At 65.8% G+C, this 14,260-nt stretch carries 13 protein-coding genes; 6 read left to right on the top strand and 7 right to left on the bottom strand.

The window, feature by feature from the left end:
- From ABZD10_RS06665 to ABZD10_RS06655, 3 genes are all read left to right on the top strand, one after another.
- A partial coding sequence (locus ABZD10_RS06665; protein ID WP_372885362.1) for an ABC transporter permease occupies nucleotides 1–835 on the top strand: 835 nt, incomplete at its 5' end.
- Between the two features lie 82 nt (nucleotides 836–917).
- Nucleotides 918–1,835 carry a sulfite exporter TauE/SafE family protein gene (locus ABZD10_RS06660; RefSeq protein ID WP_372885361.1) on the top strand — a complete coding sequence of 306 codons (918 nt, stop codon included), beginning with the start codon at nucleotides 918–920 and terminating at the stop codon, nucleotides 1,833–1,835.
- Nucleotides 1,836–1,837: 2 nt separating this feature from the next.
- Nucleotides 1,838–2,617, top strand: coding sequence for a TIGR02186 family protein (locus ABZD10_RS06655; protein WP_372885360.1), 780 nt, complete (start codon nucleotides 1,838–1,840; stop codon nucleotides 2,615–2,617).
- Between the two features lie 7 nt (nucleotides 2,618–2,624).
- On the opposite strand, the gene ABZD10_RS06650 is transcribed toward ABZD10_RS06655, so the two are convergent.
- The 6 genes from ABZD10_RS06650 to ABZD10_RS06625 form a co-directional block, all read right to left on the bottom strand.
- A complete protein-coding gene (locus tag ABZD10_RS06650; RefSeq protein WP_372885359.1) occupies nucleotides 2,625–3,353 on the bottom strand; it encodes an SDR family oxidoreductase in 729 nt (242 codons plus the stop codon).
- Entirely contained in the window at nucleotides 3,350–4,873 is a 1,524-nt protein-coding gene (locus ABZD10_RS06645; protein WP_372885358.1) for an ATP-dependent RecD-like DNA helicase, read from the bottom strand. The genes ABZD10_RS06650 and ABZD10_RS06645 overlap by 4 nt, the downstream gene beginning before the upstream one ends.
- Before the next feature lie 72 nt (nucleotides 4,874–4,945).
- Nucleotides 4,946–5,659 (bottom strand): autoinducer binding domain-containing protein, encoded by a 714-nt coding sequence (locus tag ABZD10_RS06640; RefSeq protein ID WP_372885357.1) that lies wholly within the window; start codon nucleotides 5,657–5,659, stop codon nucleotides 4,946–4,948.
- On the bottom strand, nucleotides 5,604–5,819 hold the full coding sequence (locus ABZD10_RS06635; protein ID WP_372885356.1) for a hypothetical protein: 216 nt from the start codon (nucleotides 5,817–5,819) through the stop codon (nucleotides 5,604–5,606). The genes ABZD10_RS06640 and ABZD10_RS06635 overlap by 56 nt, the downstream gene beginning before the upstream one ends.
- Nucleotides 5,820–6,033: 214 nt before the next feature.
- Nucleotides 6,034–7,314, bottom strand: a complete 1,281-nt coding sequence (ccrA, locus tag ABZD10_RS06630; RefSeq protein ID WP_372885355.1) for a crotonyl-CoA carboxylase/reductase — start codon at nucleotides 7,312–7,314, stop codon at nucleotides 6,034–6,036.
- Nucleotides 7,315–7,467: 153 nt separating this feature from the next.
- Complete coding sequence (locus ABZD10_RS06625) at nucleotides 7,468–8,826, bottom strand: 1-acyl-sn-glycerol-3-phosphate acyltransferase (protein ID WP_372885354.1); 1,359 nt, start codon at nucleotides 8,824–8,826, stop codon at nucleotides 7,468–7,470.
- Between the two features lie 294 nt (nucleotides 8,827–9,120).
- Here ABZD10_RS06625 and ABZD10_RS06620 point away from each other — a divergent pair, with 294 nt between their 5' ends.
- Both ABZD10_RS06620 and deoD read left to right on the top strand, forming a co-directional pair.
- Nucleotides 9,121–11,088 carry a methylmalonyl-CoA mutase family protein gene (locus tag ABZD10_RS06620; RefSeq protein ID WP_372885353.1) on the top strand — a complete coding sequence of 656 codons (1,968 nt, stop codon included), beginning with the start codon at nucleotides 9,121–9,123 and terminating at the stop codon, nucleotides 11,086–11,088.
- A gap of 152 nt (nucleotides 11,089–11,240) precedes the next feature.
- Nucleotides 11,241–11,963, top strand: coding sequence for a purine-nucleoside phosphorylase (gene deoD / locus ABZD10_RS06615; protein WP_372885352.1), 723 nt, complete (start codon nucleotides 11,241–11,243; stop codon nucleotides 11,961–11,963).
- Here deoD and ABZD10_RS06610 read toward each other — a convergent pair.
- Entirely contained in the window at nucleotides 11,925–12,791 is an 867-nt protein-coding gene (locus tag ABZD10_RS06610) for a LysR family transcriptional regulator (RefSeq protein WP_372885351.1), read from the bottom strand. The genes deoD and ABZD10_RS06610 overlap by 39 nt on opposite strands.
- Before the next feature lie 103 nt (nucleotides 12,792–12,894).
- Here ABZD10_RS06610 and glyA point away from each other — a divergent pair, with 103 nt between their 5' ends.
- A complete protein-coding gene (gene glyA / locus ABZD10_RS06605) occupies nucleotides 12,895–14,217 on the top strand; it encodes a serine hydroxymethyltransferase (protein WP_372885350.1) in 1,323 nt (440 codons plus the stop codon).
- Nucleotides 14,218–14,260 lie beyond the last annotated feature (43 nt).

The raw sequence follows: 14,260 nt of genomic DNA, 5'->3' as shown, positions 1-14,260 counted from the left end.
GGCGGCGGCCTTCTTCTCGGCGGCGATCGCCTACATGTCGGGCTCGGTCTGGCTCGGGTTGCTGGCCGGCATCGGTGCTTCTGTCCTGTTGTCGGTGCTGCACGGGCTGGCCTCGATCCAGTTCCGGGGCAACCAGCTGATATCCGGGGTGGCGATCAACTTTCTTGCCGCCGGCATCACGGTTCTGGTGGCGCAGGACTGGTTCCGCCAGGGCGGCCGCACCCCGTCGCTCGAGGGGGATGCCCGCTTTGGCCCGATCACCCTGCCGGGCGCCGAGGCGCTGCGCGAGGTGCCGCTGGTCGGCCCGCTTTACTACGAGCTGATCTCGGGGCATTCGGTGCTGGTCTATCTGGCCTTGGCCATGGTGCCGCTGACCTGGTGGATCCTGTACCGCACCCGTTTCGGCCTGCGCCTGCGCGCGGTCGGCGAAAACCCGGCGGCGGTGGACACTGCCGGCGTCTCGGTGGTCGGGCTGCGCTATGCGGCGGTGCTGATCTGCGGCGTGCTCTGCGGCATCGCCGGCGCCTATCTGGCGACCGCGCTGCAGGCCGGCTTCGTCAAGGACATGTCGGCCGGGCGCGGCTTCATCGCGCTGGCGGCGCTGATCTTTGCCAAGTGGCGCCCGTGGCAGGCGATGGGCACCTGCCTGTTGTTCGGCTTCTTCCAGGTCATCGAACTGCGGCCCGACCTGATCGAGACCCTGCTTGGCGTCAAGGTCCAGGTGCAGCTTCTCGGCGCCCTGCCCTATATCCTGACGGTGGTGATTCTGGCCGGCTTCGTCGGCAAGGCCATTCCACCGCGCGCCGGTGGCGAACCCTACGTCAAAGAGCGTTGAACTAGGTCCAAATCCGGCCAATTTTCCGGTCCAGCCGGTCGGGCAGGTTGCCACGCTGCGCTGCAACACGCTAACAGTGGGTATGCAGATATATCTTCCGATCGCCGAAGTCTCGGTCAACGCGTTTCTGCTGCTCGGGCTGGGCGGCATCGTCGGCATCCTGTCCGGCATGTTCGGCGTCGGGGGCGGCTTCCTGATGACGCCGCTGCTGTTCTTCATCGGCATTCCCCCGGCCGTCGCCGTCGCCACCGAGGCCAACCAGATCGTCGCCTCGTCCTTTTCCGGCGTACTGGCGCATTTCCGGCGGCGGTCGGTCGACCTCAAGATGGGGGTGGTGCTGCTGATCGGCGGCCTTCTGGGGGCCGCGCTTGGCGTTTTGCTGTTCAACTATCTGAAATCGCTTGGTCAGGTCGACCTGCTGGTCAAGCTTTGCTATGTCGTCTTCCTCGGTGTCATCGGCGGGCTGATGTTCATCGAAAGCCTGAACGCGATCCGCAAGTCGCGCCGCAACACCGGCCCGGTGAAGCGCAAGAACCACAACTGGATTCACGGGCTGCCCTTCAAGATGCGGTTCCGCGTCTCGGGGCTTTACATCTCGGTCATCCCGCCGCTGCTGGTCGGGCTCTGCGTCGGCGTGCTGGCGGCGATCATGGGGGTCGGGGGCGGCTTCATCATGGTGCCGGCGATGATCTATCTCCTGGGCATGCCGACCAAGGTGGTGGTCGGCACCTCGCTGTTCCAGATCATCTTCGTCACCGCCTTCACCACGCTGTTGCACGCCACCACCAACTACACCGTGGATATGGCGCTGGCAGTCCTGCTCTTGGTCGGCGGCGTGGTCGGGGCCCAGATCGGCACCCGCATCGGCACCATGCTCAAGGCCGAGCAGCTGCGCATCCTTCTGGCGATGATGGTGCTGGCGGTCTGCGGCAAGCTGGCCTTCGATCTTCTGCTGCAACCCGGCGAGCTTTATTCGCTCGGCCCGAGCGGGGGGCACTGACGATGATCCGCCTGCTCTGCGCCCTGTTCCTCATGCTGGCCGCGCCGCTTGGCGCCGAAGAGCTCGTGGACGAAGAGGTGGTTCTCGGCATGAGCCAGAACCGGGTCGCGATCACCGCCAATTTCGACGGCTCGGAGATTCTGCTGTTCGGCGCGGTGAAGCGCGAAAGCCCGATTCAGGAGGAACCGCCGCTCGAGGTGGTGGTGGCGGTTTCGGGGCCCCTGCTGCCGGTCACGGTGCGCAAGAAATCCAAGAGGTTCGGCATCTGGGTCAATACCGAAAGCGTCGATGTCGACCACGCGCCAAGCTTCTACGCGGTCGCCACCAGCAAGCCCTTCAACCAGATCATGACCTCGGTCGAGGATCTGCGCCACAAGGTGTCGATCCCGCGCATGATCCGCTCGGTCGGGGCGCCGATGACGGTCGACAACGCCCAGCGCTTTGCCGAAGCCGTGATGCGCATCCGCACCGAGAACGGGCTTTACCAGATGCTCGAGAACACGGTCACGGTAGATCAGCAGACCCTGTTCCGCACCTCGATCTCGATGCCCGCCAACCTCACCGAAGGCGATTATTCGACACGGGTCTTCCTGACCCGGGGCGGCAAGGTGGTGTCGCATTTCGAAACCACGATCGACGTGCGCAAGGTGGGGCTGGAACGCTGGCTGTTCAACCTCTCGCGGCAACAGCCGCTGATCTACGGCCTGTTGTCGCTGGCGATCGCCATCGTCGCCGGATGGAGCGCCTCGGCGGTGTTCCAGTTCCTGCGGCAGGGCGGTTAGGCGCGGATCAGCCGCGCCCGATATAGGGCATCTTGGTCGCCATCACGGTCATGAACTGGACATTCGCCTCGGGCGGCATTCCGGCCATGTGCAGAACCGAGGACGCCGCCTCGGAGACATCCATGGTCGGGTTCGGTTCGGCCTCCTGGGCCACCAGGCGGGCGTTCAGCGCGCGCACCATGTCGGTCTCGGCGTTGCCGATGTCGATCTGCCCGCAGGCAATGTCAAAGGCCCGCCCGTCCAGCGACAGGCTGCGTGTGAGGCCGGTGATCGCGTGTTTCGACGTCGTGTAGGACACCGACCCCGGGCGCGGGTTATGCGCCGACAACGAGCCGTTGTTGATGATCCGCCCCCCGCGGGGGCTTTGGCGGCGCATGTGGAAAAAGGCCTGCCGGGCACAGAGGAACATGCCGCGGATGTTGACGTTCATCACCGCCTCGAAACTGTCCAGCGGCACCTCGTCGATCGGCCCTGCGGCGCCGAAGATGCCGGCGTTGTTGAACAGAACGTCGAGCCGGCCGAAATGGTCGACAAAGGTCCGGAACACGGCCTCCATGCGCGCGGCATCGGTGACGTCCCCCGGCAGCACCAGCGCGTTGTCGCGCCCCTGCGCCAGCGCCCCGAGCGCCTCGGCCCGGCGCGCCAGCAGACCGACCCGCCATCCGGAGTCGAGAAACAGCTCGGCAGTAGCGCGGCCGATGCCCGAGCTGGCGCCGGTGATCAGAATGGTCTTCACGGGGTCTCCTCCTTCAGTTTCAGCGCTGCCGGCGCCACCCTCAGATCGTCGGTGCGCAGCGGCCCGCTGGGGCGCGACAGGCGGTTGCGCACGACCCAGATCAGGCGTTCCTGCGCCCGGGTGATGGCGACATAGGCCAGCCGCTTCCACAGGGGTTGGCCGGCTTCGACCCGGCCCATGCGCGCCGCGGCGTAAAGGTCGGGGGCAAAGACCTGCACATTGTCCCATTGCGACCCCTGCGCCTTGTGGATGGTCACCGCCGCGCCATGCAGAAAGGTCGCCCCCATGCGGGCGGCAAAGGGAATGAAGGGTTCCTCGGCATCCGGTTTCTCGATCTTGACGATCGAGGCCGCCGAGACCTGCGGATCTTCTGCCCCGACCACGTGCAGGCGCGAAAACCCGGGCTTGCGCCCCGGGCCAAGATAGACCACCTGCGCCCCCTTGATCAGGCCCCGCGCCTCGAGATCGAGCCGCTTCTTGCGGTGTTTCAGCGGCAGTTCCAGCCCGTCGCAGATCAGGGGTTCCCCTTCCAGCAGCATGTCCTCGGGCGCGTCGTGGACCCGGCGGAAGGCGTTGATCAGGCGGATACGGGTGGCATTGCGCCAGACCAGAACCGGGCTGCGCGCCATCAGGTCGACCTCGACCCGCTGGCCCCAGACCACGCGCTCGTCCCGGCGCGCCGCCGCCTCGACCATGGCCTCGAAGGCATGGAAATCGACCTCGGGGTCGGCCAGCGCATGGGCCAGATCGAGGATCGGGTTGTCGGCATCCTGACGGTGGATGCGCTGCAATTCGAAGGTCGCGCTTTTGGGCAGCGCGTCGAACACCATGGCCCCCGACTGGTTGACCGGCGCCAGCTGCGCCGGGTCTCCGAACAGCAGGAGGGTCGGGAAAATCTCCTTGAGATCGGTGAACTGCTTGTCGTCGAGCATCGAGGCCTCGTCCACCAGACCGATGTCCAGCGGCTCGTCCCGCCGTTTCCAGCCGGTGATGAAATCCGAACCGCGCAGGCCCGCCGCCGCCAAGGCGCCGGGGATCGACTTGTGCAACTCGTAAAAGGCCTGCGCCCGGGCCAGCGCCTCTTCGGTCAGCCCCTCGATCTCGGGCCTGTCGCCATTGCCGGTCAGCCAGTCGGCGATACGTTCGTATTCCGGATCATAGACCGGCGTGTAGATGATGCGGTGGATGGTGGTCGCCGGCACGCCGCGCATGCGCAGCACGCTGGCGGCCTTGTTGGTGGGGGCCAGAATGGCAAGGGTGCGCCGGTCCTTGCGGCGCTTGCCCTCGTAGTCGCCCGACACGATGTCGACCCCGGCGGCCTCGAGCTCTTTCACCAGCTGCGCCAGAAGCATGGTCTTGCCCGACCCGGCCTTGCCGATCACCGCCGCGACCGCGGTCTCGGCAGCGCGCGGCGGCGCCAGCAGCGCATCGTCAAGGTTGACCCCCGCCGTTCGCAGAAGCGTCGTGATACGATCGAAGGCATCGGCCTGATCGTGGGAAAGTGTGGGCGCGGCATCCATGGCGCGACCCTACAGCCGCCCCGTGCCAAGCGCCAGTTCCGGCGTGCAATTGGCGCCGGGCCAGCGCCATTTTCAAATCATGATCAGCCCCCGCCGCAGGGCCTGCGCCACGGCATGGGTGGTGTTCAGCGCCCCGAGCTTGGTGCGCGCCGCCTCGATATAGACGCGCAGCGTATGTTCCGAGATCGACAGCGCGCCGGCGACCTGCGCCCGGCTGTAACCCCGCGCGATCAGCGAGATCGCGTCGACCTCGCGCGGCGACAGGGCGCGCACCAGCGCCGGCATCGGGTCGGGGGCGAATTCGCGCGCCTTGCGATGCACCTCATGCGCCATCAGGATCAGGTCGCGGCGGTTGCCCCTGGCAAAGGCCCGCCAGGCCCGGTCATCGCAGCTGTGGCTGGCCGACATCAGCGCGAACTGGCCGTTGGGGCCACGGATCGGCACCGAATAGCCCTGGGTGCCGAGGCCATGTGCGATGGCGTCCTCCAGATAGGCCCGGGCCGTTTTCGACGACCAGTCGAGGCGTTTCCAGTCGGTGGGCTGGAATCTCTGGAGGCATCCGGCGACCACCGGGTCGATGCGCCGGTAGTCGCGGGCGCTGTAGCGCCGTGTCCAGGTGTCGGAAAGCGTGCCCCAGTCGAGGCGGGGGCGATCGGGGATGACCCGATGATAGGCCAGATGAGCGACGCGCAGGTCGTCCCTGAGTGCGAGAATGGCCGCCTGGCAGGCCTCAGCCGTGGGCGCGCGCGCCAGGGTCTCCAGTATGTGTGCTCTTCGCTTCTTCATCACCCCGCGCCGCCGCACCGCCCATTCCGGGCATTGCCAGGATGTCCAGCGCGGCAACCTTTCTGGTCTGTTCCAGCTGGCCCGCCAGCGCATCGAGCCCGTTCGCATGCGCAAAAACCTTCAGGTCCGCAAGGACATCGAGTATCCATTCGTATTTCATGCCAACTCTCGCCAATAGTGATTAATGAAAAGTAAATTCAATCTTAGCACGATTAAAATGCTATAAACAGCACGCATCTTTCTGTTCCCCCGAAATCGCGGGGGAGTCTTCTGCAACACTCTGATAACAGGCACCCGGATTTGAAAAACGAAAACACCCGCGGCTCGGATCCGAGCACGCGGGTGATTCGATTTGCAAAATGATCCGAGAGGGATCAGGCCTCGAGCACGTCCTCGAGCGTGCGCAGACCGGTCTTGGGCGCCTGCACCAGCACCGCCATGTTGCCCGGTTTATGCTCGTTTTTCAGCATCTTGGTATGCGCGTCCGGGATCTCGTCCCAGGTGAAGACCTCGGACATGCAGGGATCAAGACGGCGGTCCACCATCAGGCGGTTGGCCGAGGCTGCCTGTTTCAGGTTGGCGAAGTGCGAACCCTGAAGACGTTTCTGGTGCATCCACATGTAGCGCACGTCAAAGGTGGTGTTGAAACCCGAGGTGCCGGCGCAGATCACGACGATGCCGCCCTTTTTCACCACCAGGGTCGAGACCGGGAACGTGGCCTCGCCGGGGTGTTCGAACACCATGTCGACGCTGACGCCCTTGCCGGTGATGTCCCAGATCGCCTTGCCGAACTTGCGGGCCTCTTTCAGCCATTCGTTATACTCGGGGCTGTTCACGGTCGGAAGCTGGCCCCAGCAGTTGAAGTCCTTGCGGTTGATGACGCCCTTGGCGCCCTGATCGAGCACGAACTGGCGCTTGCTTTCGTCCGAGATCACGCCGATCGCATTGGCACCGGCGGTGTTGGCCAGCTGGATCGCGTAGGAGCCCAGACCGCCCGAGGCGCCCCAGACCAGAACGTTCTGGCCCGGCTTCAGCTCGTGCGGGTGGTGGCCGAACAGCATGCGGTAGGCAGTGGCCAGGGTCAGCGTGTAGCAGGCGCTTTCTTCCCATGTCAGGTGCTTGGGGCGCGGCATCAGCTGCTGAGCCTGGACCTTGGTGAACTGCGCGAAAGAGCCGTCGCCGGTCTCGTAGCCCCAGATGCGCTGGGTCGGCGAGAACATCGGGTCGCCGCCGTTGCATTCCTCGTCGTCGCCGTCATCCTGGTTACAGTGGATCACGACCTCGTCGCCCACTTTCCAGTTCTTGACCTTGTCGCCCACCTTCCAGATGATTCCCGAGGCATCGGAACCGGCAATGTGGTAGTCCTGACCATGGACGTCGAAGGGCGAGATCGGCTTGCCGAGTCCGGCCCAGACGCCGTTGTAGTTCACGCCGGCCGCCATCACCAGAACCAGCACTTCGTGGCTGTCGACTTCCCAGGTGTCCACGACCTCGACCTGGAACGACTTGTCCGGCTCGCCGTGGCGCTCGCGGCGGATCGCCCAGGCGTACATTTTCTTGGGCACATAGCCCAGGGGCGGCATTTCGCCGATTTCATACAGATCTTTTTCGGGCGCATCGTAAGGCGCGATGGCGATATCGGTATCCAGAGCCATGTTCGTCTCCTGACATTGAGCTATTGCCGCGATGCAGAATCGCGATTCCTAGACCTCAAATATCGGCGGCCTTGTAATATTGCAACCTCAATCCGGCACTTTTTGTAATTTTATGACCGAGCGAACGCAGAAATTCCCGCTGCAACTGCAAAATCAGCTCAACAGGTGGCGGATCGAGTTGGCATAGAAGCCCAGCGCGGCGGCCTGCTCGGGGTTGGCGATGTAGCAGCCGTTCTCGCGCAGAATCATCCGCCGCTGGTAAAGAGTGCGCAGGCCGACCTCGGTGGCATAGCTGAGATCATCGCGCGGCAGGTGGATATGCGCCTCTTTCAGCTTGACCACCCAGCCGGCGAATTCGGCCTCGACCGCCGAGCGCGACAGCGGATGTTCGGCGCGTTCGAGAATGGCGGCGATCATCGGCACCGGCAGAACCGGCACCACGGCCTTGATCCGCTGCATCAGTTCCTGCGCCAGCGCCTCGGTGACATCCCCCCTGCGACTGCGGGCGAACTCGGCCAGAGACAGCGGGTGGCCGAAACTGACCGCCGCATAGCCGAACTTGTGATAGCGCCCACGCAGCCGCAGCCAGATCTGCTTGAAGAAAAAGCCGACGATGACGCTGATGCGGGCGCGGAACCCCTGCCCGCCGCGCGCCAGCGCCTCGAGCAGGATGCGGTCTTCGAGCACCCGGTCGTAATTCAGCGCCACCGGCACGAAGACCACGTCGCGCGTGGTGCCGTCAAAACCGTCGGTGATGTATTTCAGCAGCCCCAGCCGGGGTTCGCGCGGCGCCCCGTCAAGCGACAGACCGCCCTCGGGGAACATCGCCTGGGTGACGCCGCCATCGGTGGCCAGACGCACATAGCGCGCCAGCACCCTGCGATACAGCGCGTTGCGCGATTTGCGGCGGATGAAATAGGCGCCCATGGCCTTGATCAGCCGCGACAGCGGCCAGACCCGGGCCCATTCCCCCACCGCATAGGCCAGCGCCGAACGCTGCGCTGCAAGATAGGTGACCAGCACGTAATCCATGTTCGAGCGGTGGTTCATCACGAAGACCACCGTCGAATCCTTGGGGATGTTCTGTAGCCCGATCTCGTCGAAATAGGCCAGCCGGACCCGGTAGAGCGCCCGGCTGAGGAACCGGGCAAGGCGAATGGCAAAGCCGAAATAGGCCGAGGCGCTGAACGAGGGCACGATCTCGCGCGCATAGCCGCGCGCCTCCTGAAAGGCGACGTTTTCGGGCACGCCCTCGGCGCGCGCATGTTCGACGATGGCAGCGGTCACGTCGGGGCTGTACATCAGCCGCTGGATCATGTCGTGGCGCCGGGCCAGCTTGAAGGGTTCGATCGGGCGTTCGAGGCGCTGGTTGAGCCGGGCCACGGCCCTTTCCATGCGGCGGCGAAAGAACCAGCGCACCGAAGGGAACAGCAGGTGGCTCGCGGCGGTGACCGCGGCAAAGAGCAGAATCAGGATAAACAGCCACAGCGGCAGTTCGACAGTCGAAGTCATCCCCGGACCCTTGCAGGACCGGGGCCGCTGGTAAATGGATTTTTTTCGAACGTCCCGGCCAAGGTCGCGCCGGCGACGGCCCCGAATCGCCCGCCCGAGGCCTGACGGTGTCTGACCGGGATCTCACCGGCGTCTGGCCCAGACCTTTCGTGCCTATGGTTCCGCCCGCCAGGGCCGCATGGCCGACGGCCAAGGGATAATTGCCGCGACGCAGCGAATTGACTTGCACATGATATTTCGAATATCTACGGTCCGACGCAATAAAATTGCCCACACGATTCAAGAGGACGATCCATGTCGCAGATGCAGAAAGACCGCCCCTGGCTCATCCGGACCTATGCCGGCCATTCCACCGCCACGGCATCGAACGCCCTTTACCGCGCCAACCTGGCCAAGGGGCAGACCGGGCTTTCGGTGGCTTTCGACCTGCCGACGCAGACCGGCTATGACAGCGATCACATCCTGTCGCGCGGCGAGGTCGGCAAGGTCGGCGTTCCGGTCTGCCACCTCGGCGACATGCGCAGCCTGTTCGACCAGATCCCGCTCGAGCAGATGAACACCTCGATGACGATCAACGCCACCGCGCCGTGGCTGCTGTCGCTCTATATCGCCGCCGCCGAGGAACAGGGCGCCGACATCTCCAAGCTTCAGGGCACGGTGCAGAACGACCTGATCAAGGAATACCTGTCGCGCGGCACCTATATCTGCCCGCCGAAACCCTCGCTGAAGATGATCGCGGATGTGGCCGAATATTGCTATGCCAACGTGCCCAAATGGAACCCGATGAACGTCTGTTCCTATCACCTGCAAGAGGCCGGCGCGACGCCCGAGCAGGAGCTGGCCTTTGCCCTCGCCACCGGCATCGCGGTGCTGGACGAGTTGAAACCGCGTGTCCCGGCCGAGGATTTCGGCCCCATGGTGGCGCGGATCTCCTTCTTCGTGAATGCCGGCATCCGCTTTGTCACCGAGATGTGCAAGATGCGCGCCTTTGTCGATCTCTGGGACGAGATCTGCCAGGAGCGCTATGGCGTCACCGACCCGAAACACCGCCGCTTCCGCTATGGCGTGCAGGTGAACTCGCTCGGCCTGACCGAGCAGCAGCCCGAGAACAACGTCTATCGCATCCTGATCGAGATGCTGGCCGTGACCCTGTCGAAAAAGGCCCGCGCGCGCGCGGTGCAGCTGCCGGCCTGGAACGAGGCGCTGGGGCTGCCGCGCCCCTGGGACCAGCAGTGGTCGATGCGCATGCAGCAGATCATGGCCTATGAAACCGACCTCTTGGAATTCGACGATCTCTTCGACGGCAACCCGGCGGTCGACGCCAAGGTCGAGGAGCTGAAGGAAGGCGCGCGCCGCGAACTGGCCAACCTCGATTCGATGAACGGTGCCATCGGCGCCATCGACTACATGAAATCGCGGCTGGTGGAATCCAACGCCGAAAGGCTCAACCGGATCGAAGGCGGCGAGACCGTGGTCGTCGGCGTCAACAAGTACCAGCAGGGCGAGGCCTCGCCGCTGATGACCGGCGATGGCGGCATCATGGTCGTCGACCCGGCGGTGGAGCAGGAGCAGATCGCGCGGCTCGAGGCATGGCGCGCTGAGCGCGACGCGGCAGCGGTGGAAAAGGCACTCGCCGATCTGCGCAGCGCAGCGCAGAAGGGCGACAACGTGATGCCCGCCTCGATCGCCGCCGCCAAGGCCGGCGTCACCACCGGCGAATGGGCGGCACAGATGCGCAGCATCCACGGCGAATACCGTGGTCCGACCGGTGTGTCGGGCTCGCCCTCGAACAAGACCGAGGGGCTGGACGACATCCGCAACGCGGTGGACGCGGTCAGCGACAAGCTGGGGCGGCGGCTGAAATTCGTCATCGGCAAGCCGGGGCTCGACGGCCATTCCAACGGCGCCGAACAGATCGCCTTCCGGGCCCGCGACTGCGGCATGGACATCTCTTATGACGGCATCCGCCTGACGCCCGAGGAAATCGTCGCCTCGGCGCTCGACACCGGGGCCCATGTCGTCGGGCTCTCGATCCTCTCGGGAAGCCATGTGCCGCTGGTCGAGGAGATGATGCAGCGGATGCGCGATGCCGGGCTTGCCGAGGTGCCGGTGATCGTCGGCGGCATCATTCCCGATGACGATGCCGAGCGGCTGCGCGCCATGGGCGTCGCCCGGGTCTATACGCCCAAGGATTTCGAACTGAACACCATCATGATGGATGTGGTGGCGCTGGTGGCCCCCAAGGCCGAGGCCGCCGAATAGGCCCGCGCCCCTGCAAGCAGCGTTGCGCAAAGCCCCGGGCCCGCTGCCCGGGGCTTTTGCCTGCGGCGCGAGTATTTGCAACGAGATGAACGGGGCCCGTTGTGCACGAGGGCCGTCTTGTTATTCTGCGCCCCTGTTGCAAGGAGCCAGAGATGACGATTCACATTGGTGCCGCCCCCGGCGACATCGCCGAAACCGTTTTGATGCCGGGCGATCCCTATCGGGCGAAATGGGCCGCCGAGACCTTTCTCGAAGAGCCACGATGCATCAACGAAGTGCGCGGTATGCTGGGGTTCACCGGCCGCTGGCGCGGCCATGCGGTGACCATTCAGGGCTCGGGCATGGGCATGCCGTCGCTGTCGATCTATGCCAATGAGCTGATCCGCGACTACGGCGCGCGGACCCTGATCCGCATCGGCTCGTGCGGGGCGATGCAGGATCACGTCAATCTGCGCGACGTGATCGTGGCGATGACTGCCTCGAGCCTGTCGACGCCGTCGCGCGGCATGTTCCGCGAGGTGAACTATGCCCCCTGCGCCGACTGGGACTTGCTGAAGGCCGCCGTGGCCGCGGCCGAGGCCAGGGGCACGCCGGTGCATGCCGGCGGCATCTATTCGGCGGATGTCTTCTATGACGAACGCCCGGATCTCAACGAACAGATGACCCGGCACGGCATCCTTGCCGTCGAGATGGAAGCGGCCGAGCTTTACACGCTGGCGGCGCGCTACGGCTGCCGGGCGCTGGCGGTGCTGACGGTAAGCGACCATCTGAACAGCGGCGCCGCCCTGCCCCCGCAGGATCGCGAAAGCAGCTTTGGAGACATGGTGGAAGTGGCGCTAGAGGCGGCCTTCGCCGAGCAGGCGGATCAGGGATAGCAGCGGCGGCGCGGGCACCCCGCTCCGGGTGCCGAACTCCAGCCAGCGCGGCAGCGCCACCGCATGTTCGAAGGGTTTCACCAGCGCGCCGCTGGTCAGATGCCGTGCCACCAGCGCCTCGTGGCCCATCAGCACCCCGGCGCCGTTCACCGCCTCTTCCACCGCAAGGGCATAAAGAGAATAGACCGGGCCCGAGACCCGGATATCGGCGCCCTGGGCGCGCAGCCATGCCGGCCAGTCGTCGCTCCAGCTTGAATCGTTCAGGCAGGGCAGCCGTGCAAGATCGCCGACCGAGGCGATCCGCGCCGCCATTGCCGGGGCGCAGACCGGGAAGATCCGGTCCTGTTCGATCCGCCGGCCGTCGCCCGGGCCGAAGAAAACCGTCAGGTCGAAAGGCTCGCGGTCGAGATTGGGCGGCTGTTCCATCGCGGTCACCGAGATCTCTGCCTCGGGCAGGGCGGCGCGCAGACCCGGCAGGCGCGGCGACAGCCACAGCTGCGCCACCGCCGGCAGGGCCGCCACGTGCAGCCGGGCCGGCCGCGCCGCCGCGCGCAGGGCCCCGATCGCCGCCCCCAGCGCATCGAAGGCGGCCTGCAACTCGGGGCGCACCGTCTGGCCCAGCTCGGTCAGAACCACCCCCTGCGCGCGGCGCTCGAACAGCGCCGCTCCGGCCCAGTCCTCAAGCTGCCTGACCTGCTGCGCCACCGCTCCGGGCGTCACGCACAGCTCTTCTGCCGCCCTGGCAAAGCCGCCGAGGCGCGCGGCGGCCTCAAAGGCACGCAGGGCATTGAGGGGCGGCCCCTTGGGGCGCGGCGGTGTCACGGCCATTCGGATACCCATAGATTTTCTAGCCCTAGTTATCATGAAAACTGGTTTGCGCAAAAGCCCGCGCCGGTGTTCGATGCTCACGACACGAGACCGGAGACCCGACATGACCCATCTTGCCCGACGAAACTGGGTGCCCGACGGCTGCGAAAGCCTGATCCAAGGCATCGCCCGGCGCACTGCCACCACCTCCAGCGAGGCGCTGCTGGACCGGATCCGGCAGCTCGCGGCCCGCAACCGTCAGATCCACGAGCGCGACTGTTTCAACCTCAACCCCGCCACCAACGTGATGAACCCGCGCGCCGAGGCGCTGCTGGCCAGCGGCCTTGGTAGCCGGCCATCGCTCGGCTACCCGGGCGACAAATACGAAATGGGGCTCGAGGCGATGGAGGAGATCGAGGTCATCGCCGCCGAACTCTGCGCCGAGGTCTTCGACGCGGCCCATGCCGAGATAAGGGTGCCCTCGGGCGCGATGGCCAATCTCTATGCCTTCATGGCGCTGGCCGAACCGGGCGACACCGTCATCGCCCCGCCGGCGGCGATCGGCGGCCATGTCACCCATCACGGCGCCGGCTGCGCCGGGCTCTACCACCTGCGCAGCCTGCCGGCGCCGATCGATGCCGAGACCTATAGCGTCGATCTGGCGGCGCTGGCGGCATTGGCCGAGCGTGAACGGCCACGTTTGATCACCATCGGCGGCTCGCTCAACCTGTGCGAACACCCGGTGCGCCAGATCCGAGAGATCGCCGACTCCATCGGCGCCAAGGTGCTGTTCGATGCCGCCCATCAATGCGGCATCATCGCCGGCAAGGCCTGGAAGAACCCGCTCGACGAAGGCGCCCACCTGATGACCATGAGCACCTACAAGAGCCTCGGTGGCCCGCCCTCGGGGCTGATCGTCACCAATGACGCCGCGATCGCCGAACGGCTGGACCAGATCGCCTTTCCCGGCATGACCGCCAATTTCGACGCCGCGAAATCCGCCGCGCTGGCGGTGACCATGCTCGACTGGCGCGACTTCGGCGCCGCCTATGCGCGCGAGATGATCGCCATGGCCCGGGCCCTGGCCACGGAACTCGAAGCGGCCGGAGTGCCGCTGTTCACCACCCGCGCGGGCGCCACGCAGTCGCACCAGCTGGCCATTCGCGCCGCCACCTACGGCGGTGGCCAGACCGCGTCGCGGGCGCTGCGCAGGGCCGGGTTTCTCGCCTGCGGCATCGGCCTGCCCGAGGCCGATCTGCCGGGCGACCTCAACGGGCTGCGCATCGGCACCCCGGAACTGGTGCGCTGGGGCATGTCGGCCGCCGCCGCGCCGCGTCTGGCCGGGATGATCGCCGCCGCCCTGTCATCGCCGGACCCGGACGCGCTGGCGCCCGAAACCGCCGATTGGCGCCGCAGCTTCGAGCGGCTGCATTTCATAAATGGCTGATCTTTCTCTTGCCGGAAAATATCCCGGGGAGCGCCGCCTTTCG

It is taken from the genome of Shimia sp., from assembly GCF_041624275.1.
Classification (GTDB): domain Bacteria; phylum Pseudomonadota; class Alphaproteobacteria; order Rhodobacterales; family Rhodobacteraceae; genus Shimia.
The sequence above is the reverse complement of the archived record's forward strand: the minus strand, read 5'-3'. Positions and strand labels throughout refer to the sequence as shown.

Bases quoted from the DNA above. Each gene is read 5' to 3' on its own strand.
- ccrA (WP_372885355.1), bottom strand. From the start codon at position 7,314: ATGGCTCTGGATACCGATATCGCCATCGCGCCTTACGATGCGCCCGAA.
- ABZD10_RS06620 (WP_372885353.1), top strand. From the start codon at position 9,121: ATGTCGCAGATGCAGAAAGACCGCCCCTGGCTCATCCGGACCTATGCC.
- deoD (WP_372885352.1), top strand. From the start codon at position 11,241: ATGACGATTCACATTGGTGCCGCCCCCGGCGACATCGCCGAAACCGTT.
- ABZD10_RS06660 (WP_372885361.1), top strand. From the start codon at position 918: ATGCAGATATATCTTCCGATCGCCGAAGTCTCGGTCAACGCGTTTCTG.
- ABZD10_RS06645 (WP_372885358.1), bottom strand. From the start codon at position 4,873: ATGGATGCCGCGCCCACACTTTCCCACGATCAGGCCGATGCCTTCGAT.
- ABZD10_RS06610 (WP_372885351.1), bottom strand. From the start codon at position 12,791: ATGGCCGTGACACCGCCGCGCCCCAAGGGGCCGCCCCTCAATGCCCTG.
- ABZD10_RS06640 (WP_372885357.1), bottom strand. From the start codon at position 5,659: ATGAAGAAGCGAAGAGCACACATACTGGAGACCCTGGCGCGCGCGCCC.
- glyA (WP_372885350.1), top strand. From the start codon at position 12,895: ATGACCCATCTTGCCCGACGAAACTGGGTGCCCGACGGCTGCGAAAGC.
- ABZD10_RS06655 (WP_372885360.1), top strand. From the start codon at position 1,838: ATGATCCGCCTGCTCTGCGCCCTGTTCCTCATGCTGGCCGCGCCGCTT.
- ABZD10_RS06625 (WP_372885354.1), bottom strand. From the start codon at position 8,826: ATGACTTCGACTGTCGAACTGCCGCTGTGGCTGTTTATCCTGATTCTG.
- ABZD10_RS06635 (WP_372885356.1), bottom strand. From the start codon at position 5,819: ATGAAATACGAATGGATACTCGATGTCCTTGCGGACCTGAAGGTTTTT.